Below are 20560 nucleotides of genomic sequence, written 5' to 3'. Positions count from 1 at the left end.
AGCTTAGCTGCTCTGCGCGTGCGCCCTCAACGGATTCGCCGGCTGGTCGCCGTGCAGCTGCTGGTAGGCGACGGCGAACGGCGCGTAGATCATCACCACCTGCAGGATCGGCAGGAGCAGCTGGATGATCAGGCTGGCGATGAAGGCGATCACCGCGCCGGGCGCCGGATGGCTCATGTCGGCGATCGCCTGCTGGCCGCCGGCCAGGGTCACGATGACGTAGCCGATCACCGTGATCAGCATCCAGATCATGATGTAGAAGATCACCGCCAGGACGATCATGCCGAACAGCGGCCAGAAGCGGCCGCGGGTCAGCTGCCACGCCGGGCCGATGGTGATCCTGTGCGCCGCGAAGCTCATCGGCGTGACCATGGACAGCCGCACGCCGATCCAGATGGTCGGGGCGGCCACCGCGAGGGCCGCAATGGCCGCGACGCCCGGGCCACCGTGCTGGGCTGCCGCGGCGGTCACCAGCTCGACCACGAACAGGCAGACCATGCCGATGCCGAACAGCAGCAGGTTCACCGCCGCCAGCCGCACCTCGTCGCGTCCGAGCCGCAGGTGCGCGAATCCCACCTCCTGCGGTCGCAGCACCAGGCGGTAGATGCCTGACGTCAGGATCGACAGCAGCACCACGGCCACCAGCAGCACCACCAGGAACGCCGGCCACGACTGGGCGAGCAGCGACCCGAAGGCCTCGGCGTCGCCGGATTCCAGCCCGCCCTTCTTCACGAAGTCGATGAACTGCGGGCCGAGGCCCACCGCCATCACCGCGGCCATGATCATGATGCCGAGGAAATAGACCCCACCCCAGGCCAAAATCGTGCCGGGTCGTTCCCGGGTCAGGCGGAAGCCTTCCAAGGCGGCTTCACTCGCCGAAAACTGGTTCATTCTCGTCCCTAGGATCGACACGTCCATCGGAACGAGTCGGCCACCCCTTTGGCTGCAACGTGATCGCCCGCCGAGGGTGGTGCAAGGCCCCGCTCGCGATCCTGTTCGATCGTTGCTAGTTAGCAACGGATGACGACACTTCCTGTGCATGTAATCGGCGGCGGACTCGCCGGGTCTGAGGCCGCCTGGCAGATCGCCGAGGCCGGCGTGCCCGTGGTGCTGCACGAGATGCGGCCAGTGCGCGGCACCGACGCCCACCAGACCGACCGGCTCGCCGAACTGGTCTGCTCCAACTCCTTCCGCGCCGACGACTGGACCGGCAATGCCGTGGGCCTGCTGCACGCGGAGATGCGTCGGCTGGGCTCGATCATCCTGGCCTGCGGAGACGCCCACCAGGTGCCGGCCGGGGGCGCGCTGGCGGTCGACCGTGACGGCTTCGCCGGCGCCGTCACCGCGCGGCTCGAGGCCCACCCCCTGGTCACCATCGCCCGCGAGGAGGTCGCCGGCCTGCCGCCCGCCGACTGGGACAGCGTGGTGGTCGCCACCGGCCCCCTCACCTCGCCGGCGCTTTCCGACGCCATCCTCGGCCTGACCGGCGAAGGCGAACTCTCGTTCTTCGACGCCATCGCGCCGATCGTGCACCTGGAGTCGATCGACATGGACGTGGCGTGGCGCCAGTCGCGCTACGACAAGGAAGGCCCCGGGGGCGACGCCGCCGCCTACATCAACTGCCCGATGGACAAGGCGCAGTACGACGCCTTCATCGACGCTCTGCTGGCCGGCCCGAAGTCCGAGTTCAAGGACTGGGAGCACGTCCCCTACTTCGACGGCTGCCTGCCCATCGAGGTGATGGCCGAACGCGGGCGCGAGACGCTGCGGCACGGGCCGATGAAGCCGGTCGGCCTGACCAACGAGCACAATCCGCAGGAAAAGGCCTGGGCCGTCGTCCAGCTGCGCCAGGACAATGCGCTGGGCACCCTGTGGAACATGGTCGGTTTCCAGACCAAGCTGAAGCACGCGGCTCAGGCCGACATCTTCCGCACCATCCCAGGCCTGGAGAAGGCGGTGTTCGCGCGCCTCGGCGGCCTGCACCGCAACACCTTCCTGAACAGCCCGCGACTGCTGGACGGCTCGCTGCGGCTGAAGGTCGATCCGCGCCTGCGGTTCGCCGGCCAGGTGACGGGCGTGGAAGGCTATGTGGAGAGCGCCGCCGTGGGCCTGCTGGCCGGCCGTTTCGCCGCCGCCGAGCGCCTGGGCCGCCCCGCCGTCGCGCCGCCGCCCACCACGGCGCTGGGCGCACTGGTCGGGCACATCACCGGCGGCCATATCGAGGCCGGCAAGGGCTCGTTCCAGCCGATGAACATCAACTACGGCCTGCTGCCGCCGTTGGAGCCGCCCAAGCACGGCGAGGACGGCAAGCGGCTGCCGCACAAGGAGCGCGGCCGGGCCAAGAAGCGGCTGATGGGCGAACGCGCCCTGCGCGACCTCGACGCCTGGCTGGCCGGCGCCATGGCGCTGGCGGCCGCCGAGTAGCCGCTCAGATCCGGCCCTCTAGATCCGGCCCCTGGCCACCGCCGCGATCAAACGCAGACGGCTGGTCAGCTCCGGGCGCTGCACGCCGCGGGCGCGGTCGGCGGCGAAGGTGGCGTGCGCCACCGCCGGGAAGGCCGCGACGCTCAGCGAGCGCGAGGCGCTGCGGGCGGCCTCCAACACGCGTTCGAAGGCCGGCTGCAGGTCCGGGGCGTCGGGCAGCCGCCGCGCCAGCGCCCAGGCCGAGCCGCCGGCCAGCGCCAGCTGGGCGTCGGCGGCGGGATCGAGGACGGTGGCGGCCAGTTCGGCCGTCCGCCCGCCGGTGTCGCGCGCCCAGTCCAGCCCTTCGGCCTCGTTCATCGGGGCCGGGTCCAGCTCCCGGTAACGGGCGTCGATCATCGCCTCCAGCGGCGGCCGCGGAAGGCTCCGCCGCGCGACCAGTTCGGCCAGCGCCTGGGCGGTGGGATGGTGGCGCACCGGGCGGTGTTCGAAGATCTCGGCCAGCACCTCAGCCCACCAGGTCAGCCGGATCTCGCCCAGCAGGGCGTTCGACGCCACCTTCGGCGCCCGGGCGAGCTCGTGATCGTAGGCGTAGAGCACGACCACGTCGGCGCGCGCCTGCGCATCGCCGATGAACCGGCTGGAGAGCCAGCGGTCGGGATCGACCCTGCGCACCAGGGCGTCGAGGTCTGAAGGAGCGTCGCTCATCACCGCCAAAGCAAAAGGCCCGCCGGTGCGGCGGGCCTTCCGATCCTAGTCTGCTTCGACGGTCAGCCGAAGATGGTCTGGTTCATGGTCATGGTGGCCAGCATCGGCACCGACAGCAGGGTGTTGATGCGCGAGAACAGCATGGCCTTGCGGCCGGCGGCCGCCTTGGCCGCGGCGTCGCCCTCGACGATGCCGAGCGCGATCTTCTGCGCCGGCCAGATGAAGGCCCAGACGTTGATGAACATGATCGTCGCCAGCCACATGCCCATGCCGATGAAGGCGTGGCCGGGCGAATGCGGCGTCTCGGCGAAGCCCAGGGTGATCGCCTGCACCAGGTAGCCGCGGTCCAGGGCCAGGATCACGCCCATCACCCAGGTGACCAGCGCGGCCCAGCGGAACCAGAACAGCGCTTCAGGCGCGATGTACTTCGATACCGCCGGCTTCAGCTCGGCCGGGATCTCCGGCATTTTCCGGATCTGGACGAAGTTGAAGTAGTACAGCAGGCCGATCCAGAGGATGCCGGCCAGCACGTGCAGCCAGCGGAACACTGCCTGCCAGAAGATCGCGTCGAACGACCCGTAGTGCATCCGGTAGCCGGCGATGATCACCAGCGCCAAGATGAAGCTGACGATCAGCGTGTTGCGGAGATTGGAAAGAAGTCCAGCCATCAGAAGCCCTCACGATTCCCTACCCTGAGGCTCAGGTATAGGTCGTTTCGTCGCAGGCGGAAAGCATACACCCGGCCGTGAGGGCGGGATCAGACGGCGATCAGCGCCGCCGCCAGCCGTCGACCCTCGGCGGTCAGCACGTTGTAGATGCGCGCGGCGGCCGGCGTGTCCATGAACTCCAGGCCGATGCCGGCGCGCTGCAGCGCCTCGCGGATCGCCCGCGGCGGCAGGGCGTTGCGCGGACCCAGGCCCAGCAGCAGGAATTCCACATCCGCGCGACCGGCGCCGAAGACTGGCTCCAGGCTCTCGGGCGTCAGCTCGGCGAGCGAGGTCACCGGCCACGGTCGCGCCGCGTCGGCCACGATCAGCAGCGAGCCTTCCCACCGCGCGCCATCCAGCCGGAAACCGCCCTCCCCGTAGGCGTCGATGGATGGCGCGTTGCGGGCCATGCGCGCCTCGGACTAGGGCCGCACGCGCGCGGGCTTCAGCGGCTCGGCCTCTTCCTCGCCCCGCTTGACGCCCCACAGCAGGATCACCGGGGCGGCGATGTAGATCGAGGAATAGGTGCCGATGACGATGCCGAACAGCATGATCACCGACAGGCCGTAGAGCGAGGGCCCGCCGAACACCGCCAGGGCGACCAGCGCCAGGACGGCGGTCATGCTGGTGATGATGGTCCGGGTCAGCATCTCGTTGATCGACATGTCGATGATCTCGTTCAGCGGCAGGCGCTTGTACTTGCGCAGGTTCTCGCGGAAGCGGTCGAAGACCACGACGGTGTCGTTCATCGAATAGCCGATGATGGTGAGAATGGCGGCCACAGCCGGCAGGTCGAACTCGATCGGTCGGATGAGACCGCCCGTGACCTCGGCCAGTTTGCCGGAGAGCGCGATCAGGCCGAACGTCAGGAAGACGTCGTGGAACAGGGCCGCCACGGCCCCGAGCCCGAACTGCAATTCGAACCGGAACCAGATGTAGACCATCATCAGCAGGATCGCGAGGCCCAGCGCCATCACCCCGGAGGTGAGCAGTTCGCTGGAGACCTTGGGTCCGACGAGGTCGGTCCGCACGAACCGCACGGTCCCGACCGTCTCGGAGATCTTGGCCTGCACCGCCTTGACAGTGGCGCTGCCGTCGGCCCCGCTGGGGGTCTGGAAGAGCAGCATGGCGGACGACGGAGCGCCGAAGCCTTGAACCTGCACGTCGCCGAGTTTCATCGACGACAGGGCGCCGCGGATGCGGCCGAGGTCCACGGCGTTCGGGGCGGTGGAGATCTCCATCACCGTGCCGCCCTTGAAGTCGATGCCGCAGGCCAGGCCGCCGCAGGGCGGCTTGAACGGAAAGAGGGTCAGCGCCAGCGAGCCGATCACCGCGAGGATGGAGATCACGGCGGCGAGGCGCGCGAGCCGCACGAACCGGAAGTGGGTCCGGACGGGCAGAACCTTGATCAGGGGCCAGTATTTCACCGTGAGGCTCCCTAGGCGATCGGCAGGGTCTTGGGGCGGGTGGCGCGGAACCACCAGGCCAGAAGCACCTGGGTGACAAGGATAGCGGAGAAGACCGTGGTCAGCACGCCGATGGAGAGCGTCCAGGCGAAGCCGCGGACCGCGCCCGAGCCGAACTGAAACATGATCATCGCCGACAGGATGTGGGTCATGTTGGCGTCGAGGATAGTGCCCATCGCCCGCGAGAAGCCGGCGTCCATCGAGGAGATCAGGCTGCGGCCGGCGCGGAGTTCGTCGCGCATCCGCTCATAGATCAACACGTTGGCGTCGACCGCGACGGCGAGCGTCAGGATCAGGCCGGCGATGCCGGGCAAGGTCAGCGTCGCCTGGGTGAAGCTCATGATGCCGATGATCATCAGGGCATTGATCACCAGGGCCACCAGCGAGATGCCGCCGAACAGGAAGCCGTAGATGGCGATCATGAACACGACCGTGGCCGCCAGCCCCACCAGGGCCGAGGTGGTCCCGGCGTGCACGGCGTCGGCGCCCAGCTCGGCGCCCACCGTGCGCTGCTCCTCCACCTTCAGCGGCGCCGGCAGGGCGCCGGCCCGCAGCAGCACCGCCAGGTCGTTGGCGCTCTGCTCTGTGAAGTTGCCGGTGATCTGGCCGTTGCCGCCGGTGATCGGGTTGATGATCGTCGGGGCGGAGATGACCTTCTTGTCGAGGACGATGGCGAAACGCTTGTTGACGTTCTCGCTGGTGATCACGCCGAAGCGGCGCGCGCCCTGGCCATTGAAGCGGAAGGAGACGATCGGGCGGCCGGTCTGCTGGTCGAAGCGGGCCTGGGCGTCCACCAGCATCTCGCCGGTCACTTCGGCGCGCTTCTTCACCACATAGGCCGGCGAATAGCCGTCGGTGCTCTGCAGCACCTCGTCGCCCGGCGGCACGCGGCCGGCGGCCGCGTCCTGCGGCGGCACCGTCTCGTCGACCATCTGGAAGGTCAGCTTGGCGGTCTGGCCGACGACGTTCTTCAGCCGCTCGGGGTCGCTCTCACCGGCCGCCTGGATGACGATCCGGTCCTTGCCCTGGCGGGTGATGTCCGGCTCCTTCGTCCCCATCTGGTCGATGCGGCGGCGGATGATCTCGATGGACTGGTCGACCGCGCGGCCCGCGTCGGCTTCCAGCGCCTGCGCCGCGAAGGCCACCCGGATGCGTTGGTCGGGCGCCGAGGAGACGCTGACGTCGCGGCCGCCCTGGGCGCCGGCCAGCGGCGCGCCGATCGTGTTGCGCAAGACGTTCTGCGCCTGGGAGACCTGGCCGGGATCGGTGATGCGCACCGACAGCTCGCCGGCGACCTGGCCGAGGTCGGTGAACTGGATCTTCTCGTCCACCAGCGCCTTGCGGACGTCCTCGGTGAGGTTGTTCAGCCGTTCGGTGCGGAGCGCCGCGGTGTCCACCGAATAGAGCAGGTAGGAACCGCCCTGCAGGTCGAGCCCGAGGTTCAGCGTCTTCTTCGGCATGAAGGGCGGGAGGTGGTCGCGCACCTTCGCCGGCAGCAGGTTCGGCAGCGTGAAGAGCACGCCGAACACCACCGCCAAGGCGACGAGGACGACCTTCCAGCGCGAAAGGTTCATCATGGGAGGAGCTTGGACCTAGCTCTTGGAGTCGTTGGCGGGCGCAGGTTCGCCACGGGTGGTGACCTCGGCGATCATGCCCTTGCGCACCTTCACGGTGACGCCGGTCGCGATCTCGACGCCCACTTCCTTGTCCTCGACGCGCACGATCTTGCCGAGTACGCCGGACGACAGGACGACGGTGTCGCCGCGCTTCAGGGCCGCCAGCATGGCCTGGTGCTGCTTCGCCCGCCGCTGCTGCGGCCGGATCATCAGGAAGTAGAACAGCACGACGAGGCCGATCAGGGGCAGGAACTGCATCAGCATGTCCTGCGGTCCGCCGGTGGCGGGTGCGCCGGCGGCCTGGGCGAAGGCGGGGGTGGCGAACATGGCCTCTCCAATAATCGTGACGAGGGCCGCGTTTTCCGGGCCCCCGCTCAAAGTCGGCGGAAGCTATGCGCTGCGCCTCCCTTTTGCAATGGAACCGCGAGACGTCTAAGCGTCGCCCCGATGGACACCGACCTGAAACCCGTGCTCGACCGCATCGCCGAAGCCCTGGAGCGGCTTGCGCCGCCCCCGCCGGCGGTCGCCGATTTCTCCGCCGCCCGGCTGTTCCGGCACGATCCGGGCTCCGGCGCCTTCCATGCCGCGCCGGACTATCCCCTGTCGCTGGACAGCCTGATCGGCGTCGATCGGCAGAAGGCGCGCTTCCTGGAGAACCTGGAGCGGTTCGCCCGCGCCCTGCCCTACAACCACGCCCTGCTCTGGGGCGTGCGCGGCACCGGCAAGAGCTCGCTGGCCAAGGCCGCCTTCATGACCGCGGCCGGCGCCTCGGCGGAGTTGAAGCTGGTGGAGGTGGACCGCGACCAGGTGACCGCCCTGCCCGACCTGTTCGACCTGCTGCGCACCCGGCCCGAGCGGTTCGTGGTGCTCTGCGACGACCTGTCCTTCGAGGAAGGCGCCGCCGCGGCCAAGGCGTTGAAGTCCGCGCTGGAGGGCGGCGTCTCCGGGCCGCCGGCCAATGTGCTGTTCGTGGCCACCTCCAACCGCCGGCACCTGATGCCCCGGGGCCATACGGAAGACCGTGGCCTGATCGCCACCGCCGAGGATGCCGAGGAGGAGGTCAGCGTCTCCGACCGATTCGGCCTGTGGGTCGGCTTCCCGCCGATGGACCAGCCCACCTACCTGGCGGCCGTGCGGGGCTATGCGGCGCAGTTCGGCCTGCAGGCGCCCGACCTCGATCGTCGCGCCCTGCAGTGGTCGCAGCTGCGCGGCTCGCGGTCCGGCCGCGTGGCCTGGCAGTTCATCCGCGACCTGGCCGGCGAACTGGGCAAGCCGCTGCCGCTCTAGGCTCCTACTTCGGCAGCACCAGCTTCGGGTCGATCGGCCGCGCGCGCTCCAGCGGCGACGGGGCGAATCGCACCTCGAAGTGCAGCTGCGGCTCGGAGACGCCGCCGGTGGCGCCCGCCTGGCCGATCTGCTGACCCTGGGCGACCTTCTGCTGCATCTTCACGTCGACGTGGGAAAGGTGGCCGTAGGCGGTCACCCAGCCGTCGGGATGCTTGATCAGCACCAGGTTGCCGAAGCCCGGCACCTGGTCGCCGGCATAGACCACGTCGCCGGCCGCAGCCGCCCGCACCGGGTCGCCAGCCTTGGCGCTCACATTGATCCCGTCGTTGCGCTGACCCGCGCCCTTGGGTCCGAAGTCGGAAATCATCTGGCCCTGCAGCGGCCAGATGAACCGGCCGCGGCCGAGCTCCGAGATCTGGGCGTCGCTGGGCGGCGGCGCGCTGGTGGGCGCAGCGGCCGGGGTCCCGCTCGGCACGCCCGGCGTGTAGGGCCGCGGTGCGGTCGTGGTCGTGGTCGGCGGCGAGTACGGCCGCGGCGCGCTGGTGACCGGCGGCGTATAGGGGCGCGGCGTGGGCGTCGACGGGGCGGCGGTTGAGGGCGCCGGCATGGCCGGCGCGGGCGTCGCGGGCTGGTTTACGGGCAGCGGAACATAGGGCCGCGGCTCGGGGCGGCGTGACTCGGGGCGGCGTGGCTCGGTCGGACGTGGCTCGGGGGCCGTCTCGACCGGCGCAGCGATGGCCACGCGGGTGCTGCTGGTGATCGGGCCCTTGTCGCGGTAGCCGTCCGGCAGCCGGATCTTCTGGCCCGGACGGACGGAGGCGTTGCGCCCGAGGTCGTTCTCGCTGCGGAGGTCCTCGACCGAAACTCCGAACCGCTTGCCGATCGCCGCCAGGGTGTCGCCGGAGCCGGCCACATAGGCCTTGGCCGTGGTCCGCGGGCCCTTCAGCGTCTGCCCCGGCTGGATGGCGCTCTTCTTGAGCTTGTTGTCGTCCTTCAGGGCGTCGACCGTGGTGTCGAGCTTGCGGGCGATCTTCTCGAGATTGTCGCCCTTCTTCACCTCGTAGCTGACCGCCGGTCCCTCCACCTCGACCACCTTGCCGGTGACGCTGCGGGTGGTGACGGTCTTGAAGGTCGGCGCCGAGGCGGCCTGCGGCGCTGCGGAGCGGCCGGAGGCCCGCGGCGGGTCGACGACGTCGCGCATCGGTATGGCGGCCGGCTCGCTGTCCGCCGTGCCCGCAACCTGCACCCGGCTGGTGGAGGTGATCGCGCCCTTGTCGTGGTAGCCGTCCGGCAGGCGGATCTTCTGGCCCGCGCGGATCGAGGCGTTGCGCGACAGGTCGTTCTCGTCGCGCAGGGCCTCGGCGGAGACGCCGAACCGGCGGCCGATGGCGAACAGGGTGTCGCCGGCGCCCGCCACATAGGCCTTGGCCGTGGAGCGCGGCCCTTCCAGGGTCTGCCCGGGATGGATGACGCCCTTCTTGAGGCCGTTGTCGTCCTTCAGCTGCTCGACCGTGGTGTCGAGCTTGCGGGCGATCTTCTCGAGATTGTCGCCCTTCTTCACCTCGTAGCTGACCGCCTTGCCCTCGACCTCGACCACCTTGCCGGTGACGCTGCGGGTGGTGACGGTCTTGAAGCTGGGCGCGGGCGGCGGCGCGGGACGGGGCTGCGCCAGCGGCGCGAGCGGGCGCGACTCCACCGGCGCGGCGGGCCGGGTCTGGACCATCGGCTCGTCACGGGGCGCGGGCGGCGGCGCGGTCGCGGGCGCCGGCGCAGGCGCGGCCTGGGCTTGCGGCGTACGGATCGGGAAGTTGGGCCGCAGGCCATCGTCAGGGCTGGCGGTCGAACAGGCGCCGAGCGCGCCGGTCGCCAGCGCAATCAGGGTCGTCCGTTGCAGGAAATGGGTCATCGCCGCTCCGGAAAGGGCATCAATGGGAATCAGTCGGGGCGTCGGGGGATCATGGGTGAAGGCCCGCCCGAGAGCCAACCCGCAAAGCGCCGCAGGCTCAGAGTTCCTTGGCCACACCGTCGAGCAACGGCACGAAACGCACGTCGATCAGCTCCTCGACGGTGAAGCCGCCCTTGCCGTCGCCGGTGTAGCGGCGAAGGCTCTGGACCGGTCCCTTGCCGATCGGCGCGACGAGGATCCCCGAGGGCTTGAGTTGCTCCAGCAAGGCCTTGGGCTCCCCCGGCGCCGCGGCGGTGACCATGATGCGGTCGAAGGGCGCCTGCTTGGCCCAGCCCTCCCCGCCGTCGCCGAACCGGGTGATCACGTTGGTCAGGCCGAGCTGCTTGAAGCGGCCCTCGGCCTCCTTCATCAGCGTCCGGTAGCGCTCGATCGTGTAGACCAGCCGCGCCAGCTTCGAGAGGATCGTCGTCTGGTAGCCGCTGCCGGTGCCGATCTCCAGCACCCGGTCGCGCTTGTCCACCTTCAGCGCCTGGGTCATCAGGCCGACGATGAACGGCTGGCTGATGGTCTGGCCGCAGGCGATCGGCAGGGCCGAATCCTCGAACGCCCGCTCCTTGAACAGGTCCGGGGTGAACGCCTCGCGCGGGGTGGTCTCGATGGCGTTCAGCACCTTGGCGTCGCTCACGCCCTGCGAGCGCAGCGCCAGGATCAGGCGCGCGAGCCGGGTTTCCGCGGTGTCGTCTTCCGGCTTGGCCATTTCAAACCTTCGGCGGGGGGCCGCCCAGCACCCCTTTAAGAGCATTCACCGACGCATTGTGCGTCAGGTCGATGTGCAACGGGGTGACCGAAATCCGCCCTTCGTAGAGCGCGCGCAGGTCGGTGCCCTCGGCGGGCTTGGAGCGCTCGTGGCGGAAGCCGATCCAGTAGTAGTCGCGGCCGCGCAGGTCGGTGCGCTTCTCGGCGTGGCGGACATGGACGTCACGGAAGCCCTGGCGGGTGACCTCCACCGTCTCGATCTCGGCGATGGGCAGGTTCGGGAAGTTGATGTTGATCACCACGTCGTTCGGCCAGCCCACCTCCACCAGCCGCTTGATGATCCCCGGCGCGAAGGTCTCGGCGGCCTGGAAATAGGTGTCGCCGTGTTCGTAGCCACCCATCTGGGAGAGCGCGATCCCGGGCACGCCCAGCGCCATCGCCTCGATGGCGCCGGCCACCGTGCCGGACATGGTGACGTCCTCGGCGAGGTTCGCGCCGCGGTTGACGCCGGAGAGCACCAGGTCGGGCTTCGCGCCCTCCACCAGGTCGTGGATGCCCAGCATCACGCAGTCGGTGGGCGTGCCGGTGGTGGAGAACCGCCGCTCGCCCACTCGGCGCACGCGGATCGGGTCGGCCAGGGTCAGCGCCCGGCTGGCCCCCGACTGCTCGTACTCCGGCGCGCAGATCCAGACGTCGTCCGACAGCGCGGTGGCGATCCGCTCCAGCGCCGTCAGGCCCGGCGCATGGATGCCGTCGTCGTTGGTGAGCAGGATCCTCAAGCGTCACCGCCGATGTGGGTCAGGCCCGGCAGGTAGGGATGCAACGCCTGCGGAATGGCGATGCGGCCGTTCTCGTCCTGATAGTTTTCCATGATCGCCACCAGCGTCCGGCCCACGGCCAGGCCCGAGCCGTTCAGGGTGTGGACGAACCTCGTCCCCTTCTCGCCCGCGGCCTTGGTCCGGGCGTCCATGCGCCGGGCCTGGAAGTCCCCGCAGTTGGAGCAGGAGCTGATCTCGCGGTAGCGGCCTTCGGACGGCAGCCAGACCTCCAGGTCGTAGGTCTTGCGCGCCGAGAAGCCCATGTCGCCGGCGCAGAGCAGCATGGTCCGGAACGGCAGCTCCAGCCGCTTCAGCACCGCCTCGGCGCAGCCCACCATCCGCTCGTGCTCGGCCTCGGACTCTTCCGGGGGGACGATGGAGACCAGCTCGACCTTGTAGAACTGGTGCTGGCGGATCATCCCGCGGGTGTCGCGGCCCGAGGCGCCGGCCTCGGCGCGGAAGCTCGGGGTGAGCGCGGTCAGGCGCAGCGGCAGTTCCTCGCCCGGCGTGATCTGTTCGCGCACCAGGTTGGTCAGCGACACCTCGGCGGTCGGGATCAGCCAGCGGATGTCCGGGGCGGCGGCCAGATCGCTCGCGGACAGCGGCCGCGCGGTCTCCAGGCCGGGAAAGGCCACGAACTGGTCGTCGGAAAACTTCGGCAGCTGGCCGGTGCCGAACATCGCCTCGCTGCGCACCATCAGCGGCGGGGAGATCTCCAGGTAGCCGTGCTCGCGGGTCTGGATGTCGAGCATGAACTGGCCGAGCGCCCGCTCCAGCCGGGCGAGCTGGCCCTTCAGCACCGCAAAGCGCGCGCCGCTCATCCGCGCGGCGGCCTCGAAGTCCAGCAGGCCCAGCGCCTCGCCCAGGTCCGCGTGGTCCTTCGGGTTCTGGATCGCGAACGGCTCGCCCCAGCGGCGCACCTCGACGTTGTCGTTCTCGTCCGCGCCGGGCGGTACGTCCGCCGCCGGCAGGTTCGGCAGCGAGGCCAGGAGGTTTCGCAGCTCGTCGGCGACGGCCCGCTCGGCCTCGTCCGAGGCCTCGGCCATCTCGGCGCGCTGCGCCAGCAGCCGCTGGGCCTCGGCCTCGTCCTTCTTCGCCTTGGCCTGGCCGATCAGCTTGGCGAGCTCGTTCTTCAGCGCCTGGGTGGTCTGGGCCTGGGTCTGGATGTCCCGCAGCTTGGCGTCGAGGGCCAGGATCTGCTCGACCGCGCCCGACGAGCCCTTGGCCGCCCAGTGCTTCTGGTAAAGCTCGGGGGTTTCGCGAATGGCTCGGATGTCGTGCATGGGTCGGCCGCTTGGAGTGAGCGGACTGTCTAGAGCGCGTCGGCTAAGGCGCCAAGGCGTGGTCGGCTCAGACCGACACCACGTCGCGCCCGGCCTCGGCCTTGCCGCGGCGGATCTCGATCAGCTTCACGCAGAGCACCGAGACGAAGTAGAGGATGATGATCGGCAGGGCGAGCAGGGTCTGGCTGATCGGGTCAGGCGGGGTGACCACGGCGGCGACCACGAACACGCCGACCACCGCATAGCGCCAGCCGTTCATCAGCATCTTCGAGGTCACCAGGCCCGCCATGCCGAGCAGGGTCAGGACCACCGGCAGCTGGAAGCAGAGGCCGAAGGCCAGCAAGAGCGTCGTCACCAGGCTGAAGTAGTCGGAGACCTTGGGCAGCAGCTCCACCGAGATCGAGCCGGCGCCGACGATCTGCTGCGACAGCGAGAACCACAGCACGAACGGCAGGATCATGAAGTAGACCAGCGCCGCGCCCAGCAGGAACAGCATCGGCGCCGCCAGCAGGAACGGCAGGAAGGCGCGGCGCTCGCGCTTGTAGAGGCCGGGGGCCACGAAGGCGTAGACCTGCCAGGCGAGCACCGGGAAGCTCAGCATCACCGCGCCCAAGCCCGCCAGCTTCACCTTGGTGAAAAAGAATTCCAGCGGCGCGGTGAACACCAGCTTGGTCACCTGGCCGGCCACCGGCGGCAGCTCCTTCGCGCCGACCAGCGCCAGGAACATGTTCTTCGCCTCGGTGACCACGCCCAGGAGGTTGAAGCCGGTGGGATGCACGTGCTCGGCCTCGCGGATCGCCAGCAGCTGGGCGGCGATCGCGAAGGGGTGCAGCAGCAAGGTGTAGATCTGGGTGGCGAAGGCGAAGCAGATCGCGAACGCCACGCCGAGCGCGATCACGCAGACCACCAGCCGCCGGCGAAGCTCGACCAGGTGTTCGAGCAGTGGCGCGCGGGAGGCTTCGATCTCGGAGTCTTCGGGCGGGTAGTCGCTCACGCCTTCGGCTCCGCCTTGCGGGCGCGGGGCTTGGGAGCAGGCTTCGCCGCGGCCGTGGTCGATGTCTTCCGGGCGGCGGGGGATTTCGCCGCCCCGGCCTTCGCCGGAGACTTCGCGGCCCCCTTGGTTGCGGCCCGGCGCTTGGGCTTCGGAGCGACCGCCGGCTCCGATTCGGCGGCCGGCTCGGCGTACTGGTAGCTCATCGGCGGGTGCAGCTGGACGCCCACGTCGGTGAGTTCCTGGTGGATGTCGCCGAAGGTCTTGTCGAGTTCGGTGCGGGTGGACTGGGCGAGGTCGGTGAGCTGGCCGCGGCGCATGGCCTCGACCTCCTTGCGCAGATCGTCGAGCTCCGACTGGCGGGCCATCTCGTCGAAGCTGGCGCGGAACTCGGCGGCCATCGAGCGCAACTTGGCCATGAACTGGCCGAGCTTGCGCAGAAGCACCGGCAGGTCCTTGGGACCCACCACGATCAACGCCACGACAGCGGCGAGCAGGAACTCGAGAGCGCGTCCTTCGGGAAACATGGCCGTGGGCTTAGCGCGCTTTCAAGCGAAGGGAAACGATACGCCCGCTTGGGCGACCGAGGCGGTCAGCCGTTGGCCTTGGGCTTCGCCCGGGTCTTCGGCAGAGGCTGCGGCGCCGGCGGCTCCTCGTGCGCTTCTTCCTCGCCCTTGAGGCCTTCGCGGAAGGCGCGGATGCCCTTGGCCGCGTCGCCCATAAGACCCGACAGCTTGCCGCGCCCGCCGAACACCAGGGCGACGATCACCAGGACGATCAGCCAGTGCCAGATCGAAAGAGAGCCCATAACGACAAAAACTCCTCAGTTCGCGGCCGTGGCGACCCCGCCCCCGCGACTTGGTCAGCCGGCTATATAAACTTTCCTCGTGCGGTGCGCCATCTGCGCCGACAGCGTCCTAACGCCCCGGCTCCTGTTCGCCGATGAAGTCGGTGTGGAACTCCGGCGCATCGCCATCCTCCAGCGGATCCTCGTCGGCCGCCAGCAGGCTGGGATCGGGGACGGCGAAGTCGGGCGGCAGGTCCAGCGACAGCAGGCCCGCGGCCTTCATCTCCGCCACCCCCGGCAGGTCGGCGAGGCTGGGCAGGCCATAGTGCTCGAGGAAGGCGTCGGTGGTGCCATAGGTCACCGGCCGGCCCGGCGTGCGGCGACGGCCACGCATCCGCACCAGACCCAGCTCCAGCAGCACGTCGAGGGTGCCGCGGCTGGCCTGTACGCCGCGCACCGCCTCGATCTCGGCCCGGGTCACCGGCTGGTGGTAGGCGATGATGGCCAGGGTCTCCTGCGCCGCCTTCGACAGCCGGCGCGGCTCCTCGCGCTCCTCGGTCATCAGCCAGGCGAGGTCCTGGGCGGTCTGGAACCGCCAACGCCCGGCGACGCAGGCGAGCTCCACGCCACGACCGGCATAGCGGCCCTGCAGCGCCGCCAGGGCGGCGGCCACGTCGACGCCCTCCGGCAGCCGACGGGCGAGCTCCTCCAGGCTGAGCGGGCCAGCGGCGGCGAACAACAGCGCCTCGATCTCGCGCTCGGTGTCGGCAGATTCGCTCACGCCGCCCGTCCCCTGGCGCGGATATAGATGTCGGCGAAGGCCTCCAGCTGGCGGGCCTCCATGGCGCCTTCCTTCACCAGCTCCAGGCTGGCGGACAGGGTCGAGGCCACATAGGAGGCGCGCGACGGCCCCTGCCCCTCCGCGCCCAGCGGCGCGACGCCGGTGAGCGGCGTCCAGCGGGCCAGGTCCGGCAGCAGTTGGCGCAGCCGGTCGCGGGCGTCCTCCAGCGGATAGGCCACCGGGGCGCGCGGAGTGTAGTGGCGGCTGGTCTCGCGTTTGCGCTGGCCGATGTAGGCGCTCATCAGGCCGTAGAGGTCGCCCTCGATCCGGCCGGAGGGAATCACCTTGATGGCCTCCGGGTCGCCGCGGACGAAGACGTCGCGACCGAGCGTCGGCTGGGCCTTCAGCGCCTCGCCTGCGGTGCGCATGGCGTCGAGCTTGGCCAGCCGGAAGGCCAGCCGGGCGGCGATCTCCTCGGCCGGCGCGTCCTCGGCCTTCGGACGGTCGGGCTTCGGCAGCAGCAGGCGCGACTTCAGGTAGGCCAGCCACGCCGCCATCACCAGGTAGTCGGCCGCCAGCGAGAACCGCATTCGCCGCGCCTGGTGCACGAACACAAGGTACTGCTCGGCGAGCTTCAGCACCGACAGCTTCAGGAGGTCGACCTTCTGGCTGCGCGCCAGGGCCAGCAGGACGTGCAGTGGGCCTTCGTAGCCGTCGATGTCGACGATCAGCGCCTCCCCGTCCTCCGCCGCGGTGGCCGCGGCGGCGAAGTCGAGGTTGGGCTGGAAGGTCGAGCTCATCCGGCGAAGCGTCCCTCGAAGGCGGCGTCGAAGCGGGCGCGGCCCTCCTCGACGTCGAACGGCTCCGGCGCGCGGGCGATCCGCGCCAGGGCGGCGTCGGCGCGGCGGGCGGCCCTGCCCTTCAGCGCGCGCACGCCCTCCACCACGGCCTTCATCTCGGCCATCACGCCGTTGCAGTGCAGGACCACGTCGCAGCCGGCCGAGAGCGAGGCGCGCGCCCGTTCGGTGAAATCCCCGGACAGCGCCTTCATCGAGAGGTCGTCGCTCATCACCAGGCCGTCGAAGCCGATGGCCTCGCGGATCACCTTGCGCATGACCTTTTTCGAGGTGGTCGCCGGCCGCTTCCGGTCGATCGCGGAATAGATCACGTGGGCGGTCATCGCCATCGGCATGTCGGAGAGCACGCGGAACGGCGCAAAGTCGCGGCCGTCCAGCTCGTCCCAGCTGGCGTCCACCACCGGCAGCTCCAGGTGGCTGTCGGCCATGGCGCGGCCATGGCCGGGGATGTGCTTGATCACCGGCAGCACGCCGCCGGCGATCAGCCCCTCGGCGGCGGCGCGGCCCAGGTAGGCCACCGCCTCCGGCGTCTGGCCGTAGGCGCGGTCGCCGATGATCTCGTGGCCCTGCGGATCGGGCACGTCGAGCACCGGCACGCAGTCGACGTTGACGCCCAGCTGCGCCAGGTCGTGAGCCATCAGCCGCGCGCCCAGCCGGGTGATCTCGCGGCGCAGCAGCGGGTCATTGCCGGCCAGCTCGCCATAGGCGCGGCCAGGCGGATAGCGCCGCCAGTGCGGTGGGCCCAGCCGCTGCACGCGCCCACCCTCCTGGTCGATCAGCACCGGGGCGTCGGCCCGGCCCACGGTCGCCCGCAGGCTCTCCACCAGCGCCCGCACCTGGTCGGGGGTCTCGATGTTCCGGGCGAAGAGGATGAAGCCCCAGGGCTTCACGTCGCGGAAGAAGGCGACCTCTTCGCGGGAGAGCGTCGGGCCCGCGCAGCCCAGGATGGCGGCGGCGGTGCTCACTTGACGAAACAGGCCTTCCCGGCCGCCTTCAGCTTGCCGCAGAAGGCCGCGGCCTCGGTGCGGCTGGCGAAGCCGGTGACGGTGGTGCGGAACAGGGTGTGGCCGTCCTTCTCCACGCGTTCGACGCTCTTGCCCTTGCCCGCGGCCGGACCCGGCGCGACGGCGACCGCGTCGTTCCAGCCCTTATCGGCCAGCGCCTGGGACGAGAAGGCGCCGATCTGCACGCCGGCCGCGCCGCCGGCCTTCGGAGCCGGAGCGGCGGCGACGGGCGCGGGCTTGGGCGGCGCGGGCGGGACCGCTGCGGGTTTCGGGGCCGCGGCGACGGGCGCGACGGCCTTGGGCTGCGGCGCGGGCGGCGCGGCGGCCGGAGCCGCGGCGGGTGGCAGGGCGGGTCGCAGCGCCGGGCCGGCGCTCACCGGCGCGGTCGGCGCGGCGGCGGGCGGGGTGATGACCACCGGGGCGGCGGCCTGAGGACGGGCCTGCGGCTGCTCCGGCGGCGCGGTGAACTGCGGCTGTGCGGGGGCCGCCGCAACCGGCTGGCCGGCTTCGGAGCGGTAGATCTGCAGGCCCGCGGCGGGATCCTGCGGCTGGGCGTCGGCCGGCGCGGCGCTCTTCATCTCGCCGATCGGCGCGCCGACGGTCTGCGGCGGCTGGCCGGCCTGGCGCACGCCGGAGCGGTAGAAGACGAAGATCGCCGCCGCCAGCCCGGCCAGCACCACCAGGCCGATGATCAGGGTGAAGGGGATCGGGCGGGCGCCCCGCACCGGCTGCCGCGCGTCGAACGACAGCGGCGCGTCGGTGGGAGGCGTGTAGGCGCCGCGCTCATGGTCGGACATCGCAGGAATTCCCCAGGACCAGCCCGCCGCAGCTCGCGAATCGGGCGCTTCGAGGCGCCAGTCTAGCGAAGCGCGCCGCTCCCCGAACCGGCCCTCGTCGGTTTCCTGTGGGCGGACCGCCCCAGGGGCAGCCCGGGGCGCCGGAGGTCAGTTCCAGACGTCGAGATGGAACAGCTTGCGGTGCTCTTCGATCGCGAAGCGGTCGGTCATGCCGGCGATGTAGTCGCACACCAGCCGTGCGCGCCCGGCCTCGTCGCGCTGCTGCGCGCGGACGAACCACTCGGTCGGCAGGACGTCGGGTTCGGCCATGAACAGCTGGAACATCTCGGCCAGGATCCGCCGCGCCTGGCTACGCGTCCGGTTGACGCGCCAGTGCCGGTACATCCGCTCCATCAGGAAGGTGCGCAGCGCCGAAAGGTCCTCGACCATGTCGCGGGAGAAGGCGACGACGGCGTGGTCCTGGGTGCGGACATCCTCCGGGCTCGCCAGGCGCGCGGCCTCGGCGCGGCGGCGGGTCTCGGCCAGCACGTCTTCGACCATGGCCCCGATCATCCGCCGCACGGCCTCCAGCCGGATGATGCCGTGGTCGCAGTCGGGATAGTCGGCGAAGGCGCTGGCCACGTGCGGGCCGATCAGCGGCACGTCGAGCAGCTCCTTCAGGTAGAACAGCCCGGCGTTCACCCCGTCGTCGACGTCGTGGTTGTTGTAGGCGATGTCGTCGGCCAGCGCCGCCACCTGGGCCTCGGCCGAGGCCCAGCCGCCCAGCCGCAGGTCGTACTCGGCGTCGAACTCGGTGATGGCGCTCCACGACGGCCGGTCGAGCTTATCGGTCACCGGGCCGTTGTGCTTGATGATCCCCTCCAGCGTCTCCCAGGTGAGGTTCAGCCCGTCGAAGCGCGGGTAGCGGCGCTCCAGCTTGGTCACGACCCGGAAGGTCTGCACGTTGTGGTCGAAGCCGCCGTAGCCCTGCATCTGGATCTGCAGCTCGTCCTCGCCGGCGTGACCGAACGGCGGATGGCCGAGGTCGTGGGCCAGGGCGATGGTCTCGGCCAGGTCGGCGTCCAGCCCGAGCGCGGTGGCCAGCGAGCGGGCGATCTGCGCCACCTCCAGCGAGTGCGTCAGCCGGGTGCGGAAGTGGTCGCCCTCGTGCGCCACGAAGACCTGGGTCTTCTCCTTCAGCCTCCGGAACGCCGTCGCGTGGATGATCCGGTCACGGTCGCGCGCGAACGGCGTGCGGGTGAGACTCTCCGCCTCGGCGACCTTGCGGCCCCGGGACTTGGACGGGTCTTCGGCGTAAGCGGCTCTGGGCGGGATCGTGGCGGCCATCAAACCATTCTATCGGAAGGCCTCTTGGTCGAAGCCGCTGCGGACCTCATATAGGCTAAGCCATCATTTGGTTTAACAGACATGACCACCCCAGACGTCTCACTGTCGCCCGCCGCCGCCCGGCGGATCCGCGCCATCGGCCAGGCCGAGGGCCGCGACGTGATGCTGCGCGTGGCGGTGGAAGGCGGCGGCTGCTCCGGGTTCCAGTACCAGTTCGACCTGGTGGACGCCTCCGAGCCCGATGACCTGAAGATCGAACGCGACGGCGCCGCGGCCCTGGTGGACGTGGTTTCCCTGGCCCTGCTGAAGGGCTCGGAGATCGATTTCGTCGACGAGCTGGCCGGCGCCGAGTTCCGGGTCCGCAACCCCAACGCCAAGTCCAGCTGCGGCTGCGGCGTCAGCTTCTCGATCTGAAGTTCAGCTGGCCTGACCGCTAATTGGCGTCCTTGCGCGCCGCCTCCACCAGCGCCCGGATGGCCCAGCGCTTAACCTCCCGCGCTTCGGCGTCTTCGAGCTGCAGCACGTCCTTCAGCACCACCAGCGCCTCGGTGCCGACGAGCAGGGCCAGCGCCGCGCTCAGCGGCTTGATGGCGTCCGGGTCCAGGAGGTGGCGCGCCGGCTCCAGCGCCGCATCGATCAGCGGGCTGCGACGGTTCTGGCGGGCCGGGACGCCATCCTCGGCATCGCCCCTGACGCTCCGCTCCAGGCTTTGCGCCAGCATCATGCGCAGCGGGGCCTCGTTGGCGACCATCATGTCGTGCACCGCCTGGTCCACCCGCTCCAACCGCGCGACCGGGTCTGTGGGCGCGCCGGGCGGAAACAGGTCCTCGGCGCGGGGCATGGCCACGTCGAGCGCCGATTCCAGGAGCAGCCCGTCGACGCTCGCGAAGTAGCGGTAGGCCGTCGCGCGGGAGACCAGCGCCTCCTCGGCGACCTCCTCCAGCGTCGGGTTGCGTCCAACGCTCCTGAGGCGCGCGGCCGCCTCCAGCAGCGCCTTGCGGGTGCGCCGCTTCTGATTCGGACGCCCGGCCTGCACGACCTCCGACACG

General features: G+C 70.4%; 23 protein-coding genes. 3 read left to right on the top strand and 20 right to left on the bottom strand.

The annotated features are described in order from the left end of the window. Nucleotides 1-3: 3 nt before the first annotated feature. Nucleotides 4-891, bottom strand: a complete 888-nt coding sequence (locus tag DJ021_RS15085; protein WP_133255038.1) for a hypothetical protein — start codon at nucleotides 889-891, stop codon at nucleotides 4-6. A 129-nt stretch (nucleotides 892-1020) separates the two neighbouring features. Here DJ021_RS15085 and trmFO point away from each other — a divergent pair, with 129 nt between their 5' ends. After that, nucleotides 1021-2424: a methylenetetrahydrofolate--tRNA-(uracil(54)-C(5))-methyltransferase (FADH(2)-oxidizing) TrmFO gene (trmFO, locus tag DJ021_RS15080; RefSeq protein ID WP_111458330.1), complete on the top strand. Its 1404-nt coding sequence runs from the start codon at nucleotides 1021-1023 to the stop codon at nucleotides 2422-2424. Between the two features lie 18 nt (nucleotides 2425-2442). Here trmFO and DJ021_RS15075 read toward each other — a convergent pair whose 3' ends face one another. The 6 genes from DJ021_RS15075 to yajC all read right to left on the bottom strand — a co-directional run bounded on the left by DJ021_RS15075 (nucleotide 2443) and on the right by yajC (nucleotide 7245). Beyond that, on the bottom strand, nucleotides 2443-3129 hold the full coding sequence (locus DJ021_RS15075; protein ID WP_133255037.1) for a squalene/phytoene synthase family protein: 687 nt from the start codon (nucleotides 3127-3129) through the stop codon (nucleotides 2443-2445). A gap of 62 nt (nucleotides 3130-3191) precedes the next feature. Beyond that, nucleotides 3192-3797 (bottom strand): urate hydroxylase PuuD, encoded by a 606-nt coding sequence (locus tag DJ021_RS15070; protein ID WP_111458328.1) that lies wholly within the window; start codon nucleotides 3795-3797, stop codon nucleotides 3192-3194. Nucleotides 3798-3886: 89 nt separating this feature from the next. Beyond that, complete coding sequence (locus tag DJ021_RS15065; RefSeq protein ID WP_111458327.1) at nucleotides 3887-4246, bottom strand: Mth938-like domain-containing protein; 360 nt, start codon at nucleotides 4244-4246, stop codon at nucleotides 3887-3889. Nucleotides 4247-4258: 12 nt separating this feature from the next. After that, a complete protein-coding gene (gene secF / locus DJ021_RS15060; RefSeq protein ID WP_111458326.1) occupies nucleotides 4259-5263 on the bottom strand; it encodes a protein translocase subunit SecF in 1005 nt (334 codons plus the stop codon). A gap of 11 nt (nucleotides 5264-5274) precedes the next feature. Further along, on the bottom strand, nucleotides 5275-6879 hold the full coding sequence (secD, locus tag DJ021_RS15055) for a protein translocase subunit SecD (RefSeq protein WP_111458325.1): 1605 nt from the start codon (nucleotides 6877-6879) through the stop codon (nucleotides 5275-5277). Between the two features lie 15 nt (nucleotides 6880-6894). Further along, nucleotides 6895-7245 (bottom strand): preprotein translocase subunit YajC, encoded by a 351-nt coding sequence (yajC, locus tag DJ021_RS15050; protein WP_111458324.1) that lies wholly within the window; start codon nucleotides 7243-7245, stop codon nucleotides 6895-6897. 120 nt (nucleotides 7246-7365) lie between these two features. Here yajC and DJ021_RS15045 point away from each other — a divergent pair, with 120 nt between their 5' ends. Beyond that, nucleotides 7366-8205, top strand: a complete 840-nt coding sequence (locus tag DJ021_RS15045) for an ATP-binding protein (protein ID WP_111458323.1) — start codon at nucleotides 7366-7368, stop codon at nucleotides 8203-8205. A 4-nt stretch (nucleotides 8206-8209) separates the two neighbouring features. On the opposite strand, the gene DJ021_RS15040 is transcribed toward DJ021_RS15045, so the two are convergent. The 12 genes from DJ021_RS15040 to DJ021_RS14985 form a co-directional block, all read right to left on the bottom strand. Continuing rightward, the gene (locus DJ021_RS15040; RefSeq protein ID WP_111458322.1) at nucleotides 8210-10111 is read right to left on the bottom strand and encodes a LysM peptidoglycan-binding domain-containing protein; all 1902 of its coding nucleotides are present in this window, start codon (nucleotides 10109-10111) and stop codon (nucleotides 8210-8212) included. Nucleotides 10112-10208: 97 nt separating this feature from the next. Continuing rightward, complete coding sequence (locus tag DJ021_RS15035; protein WP_111458321.1) at nucleotides 10209-10868, bottom strand: protein-L-isoaspartate(D-aspartate) O-methyltransferase; 660 nt, start codon at nucleotides 10866-10868, stop codon at nucleotides 10209-10211. 1 nt (nucleotide 10869) lies between these two features. Then, nucleotides 10870-11646 (bottom strand): 5'/3'-nucleotidase SurE, encoded by a 777-nt coding sequence (gene surE / locus DJ021_RS15030; RefSeq protein WP_111458320.1) that lies wholly within the window; start codon nucleotides 11644-11646, stop codon nucleotides 10870-10872. Continuing rightward, nucleotides 11643-12968 carry a serine--tRNA ligase gene (gene serS, locus DJ021_RS15025; protein WP_111458319.1) on the bottom strand — a complete coding sequence of 442 codons (1326 nt, stop codon included), beginning with the start codon at nucleotides 12966-12968 and terminating at the stop codon, nucleotides 11643-11645. The genes surE and serS overlap by 4 nt, the downstream gene beginning before the upstream one ends. 67 nt (nucleotides 12969-13035) lie before the next feature. After that, complete coding sequence (gene tatC, locus DJ021_RS15020; RefSeq protein WP_111458318.1) at nucleotides 13036-13962, bottom strand: twin-arginine translocase subunit TatC; 927 nt, start codon at nucleotides 13960-13962, stop codon at nucleotides 13036-13038. Then, nucleotides 13959-14486, bottom strand: a complete 528-nt coding sequence (gene tatB / locus DJ021_RS19310; protein WP_111458317.1) for a Sec-independent protein translocase protein TatB — start codon at nucleotides 14484-14486, stop codon at nucleotides 13959-13961. The genes tatC and tatB overlap by 4 nt, the downstream gene beginning before the upstream one ends. Before the next feature lie 65 nt (nucleotides 14487-14551). Then, on the bottom strand, nucleotides 14552-14767 hold the full coding sequence (locus DJ021_RS15010) for a twin-arginine translocase TatA/TatE family subunit (RefSeq protein ID WP_111458316.1): 216 nt from the start codon (nucleotides 14765-14767) through the stop codon (nucleotides 14552-14554). Between the two features lie 109 nt (nucleotides 14768-14876). Continuing rightward, on the bottom strand, nucleotides 14877-15527 hold the full coding sequence (gene scpB, locus DJ021_RS15005; RefSeq protein WP_111458315.1) for an SMC-Scp complex subunit ScpB: 651 nt from the start codon (nucleotides 15525-15527) through the stop codon (nucleotides 14877-14879). After that, nucleotides 15524-16327 (bottom strand): segregation and condensation protein A, encoded by an 804-nt coding sequence (locus DJ021_RS15000; RefSeq protein WP_111458314.1) that lies wholly within the window; start codon nucleotides 16325-16327, stop codon nucleotides 15524-15526. Before DJ021_RS15000 ends, scpB begins: the two co-directional genes overlap by 4 nt. Continuing rightward, nucleotides 16324-17349, bottom strand: coding sequence for a beta-N-acetylhexosaminidase (gene nagZ, locus DJ021_RS14995; RefSeq protein ID WP_111458313.1), 1026 nt, complete (start codon nucleotides 17347-17349; stop codon nucleotides 16324-16326). The genes DJ021_RS15000 and nagZ overlap by 4 nt, the downstream gene beginning before the upstream one ends. Then, nucleotides 17346-18185, bottom strand: coding sequence for a cell division protein FtsN (ftsN, locus tag DJ021_RS14990; protein WP_111458312.1), 840 nt, complete (start codon nucleotides 18183-18185; stop codon nucleotides 17346-17348). Before ftsN ends, nagZ begins: the two co-directional genes overlap by 4 nt. A gap of 147 nt (nucleotides 18186-18332) precedes the next feature. After that, nucleotides 18333-19511, bottom strand: a complete 1179-nt coding sequence (locus tag DJ021_RS14985; protein WP_111458311.1) for a deoxyguanosinetriphosphate triphosphohydrolase — start codon at nucleotides 19509-19511, stop codon at nucleotides 18333-18335. 81 nt (nucleotides 19512-19592) lie between these two features. Between DJ021_RS14985 and erpA the strand changes: the two genes are divergently transcribed. Then, nucleotides 19593-19925 (top strand): iron-sulfur cluster insertion protein ErpA, encoded by a 333-nt coding sequence (erpA, locus tag DJ021_RS14980; RefSeq protein WP_111458310.1) that lies wholly within the window; start codon nucleotides 19593-19595, stop codon nucleotides 19923-19925. A gap of 19 nt (nucleotides 19926-19944) precedes the next feature. Here erpA and DJ021_RS14975 read toward each other — a convergent pair whose 3' ends face one another. Beyond that, the gene (locus DJ021_RS14975; protein WP_111458309.1) at nucleotides 19945-20559 is read right to left on the bottom strand and encodes a TetR/AcrR family transcriptional regulator; all 615 of its coding nucleotides are present in this window, start codon (nucleotides 20557-20559) and stop codon (nucleotides 19945-19947) included. Nucleotide 20560 lies beyond the last annotated feature (1 nt).

The sequence above is a fragment of the Phenylobacterium hankyongense genome (assembly GCF_003254505.1).
Classification (GTDB): Bacteria; Pseudomonadota; Alphaproteobacteria; order Caulobacterales; family Caulobacteraceae; genus Phenylobacterium; species Phenylobacterium hankyongense.
This window is presented reverse-complemented; position numbering and strand designations above follow the sequence as displayed.

Bases quoted from the DNA above. Each gene is read 5' to 3' on its own strand.
- DJ021_RS15035 (WP_111458321.1), bottom strand. From the start codon at position 10,868: ATGGCCAAGCCGGAAGACGACACCGCGGAAACCCGGCTCGCGCGCCTG.
- DJ021_RS14985 (WP_111458311.1), bottom strand. From the start codon at position 19,511: ATGGCCGCCACGATCCCGCCCAGAGCCGCTTACGCCGAAGACCCGTCC.
- secD (WP_111458325.1), bottom strand. From the start codon at position 6,879: ATGATGAACCTTTCGCGCTGGAAGGTCGTCCTCGTCGCCTTGGCGGTG.
- trmFO (WP_111458330.1), top strand. From the start codon at position 1,021: ATGACGACACTTCCTGTGCATGTAATCGGCGGCGGACTCGCCGGGTCT.
- DJ021_RS15085 (WP_133255038.1), bottom strand. From the start codon at position 891: ATGAACCAGTTTTCGGCGAGTGAAGCCGCCTTGGAAGGCTTCCGCCTG.
- DJ021_RS15070 (WP_111458328.1), bottom strand. From the start codon at position 3,797: ATGGCTGGACTTCTTTCCAATCTCCGCAACACGCTGATCGTCAGCTTC.
- DJ021_RS15000 (WP_111458314.1), bottom strand. From the start codon at position 16,327: ATGAGCTCGACCTTCCAGCCCAACCTCGACTTCGCCGCCGCGGCCACC.
- DJ021_RS15075 (WP_133255037.1), bottom strand. From the start codon at position 3,129: ATGAGCGACGCTCCTTCAGACCTCGACGCCCTGGTGCGCAGGGTCGAT.
- DJ021_RS15065 (WP_111458327.1), bottom strand. From the start codon at position 4,246: ATGGCCCGCAACGCGCCATCCATCGACGCCTACGGGGAGGGCGGTTTC.
- DJ021_RS15010 (WP_111458316.1), bottom strand. From the start codon at position 14,767: ATGGGCTCTCTTTCGATCTGGCACTGGCTGATCGTCCTGGTGATCGTC.
- DJ021_RS15045 (WP_111458323.1), top strand. From the start codon at position 7,366: ATGGACACCGACCTGAAACCCGTGCTCGACCGCATCGCCGAAGCCCTG.
- serS (WP_111458319.1), bottom strand. From the start codon at position 12,968: ATGCACGACATCCGAGCCATTCGCGAAACCCCCGAGCTTTACCAGAAG.
- tatB (WP_111458317.1), bottom strand. From the start codon at position 14,486: ATGTTTCCCGAAGGACGCGCTCTCGAGTTCCTGCTCGCCGCTGTCGTG.
- ftsN (WP_111458312.1), bottom strand. From the start codon at position 18,185: ATGTCCGACCATGAGCGCGGCGCCTACACGCCTCCCACCGACGCGCCG.
- DJ021_RS15040 (WP_111458322.1), bottom strand. From the start codon at position 10,111: ATGACCCATTTCCTGCAACGGACGACCCTGATTGCGCTGGCGACCGGC.
- yajC (WP_111458324.1), bottom strand. From the start codon at position 7,245: ATGTTCGCCACCCCCGCCTTCGCCCAGGCCGCCGGCGCACCCGCCACC.
- erpA (WP_111458310.1), top strand. From the start codon at position 19,593: ATGACCACCCCAGACGTCTCACTGTCGCCCGCCGCCGCCCGGCGGATC.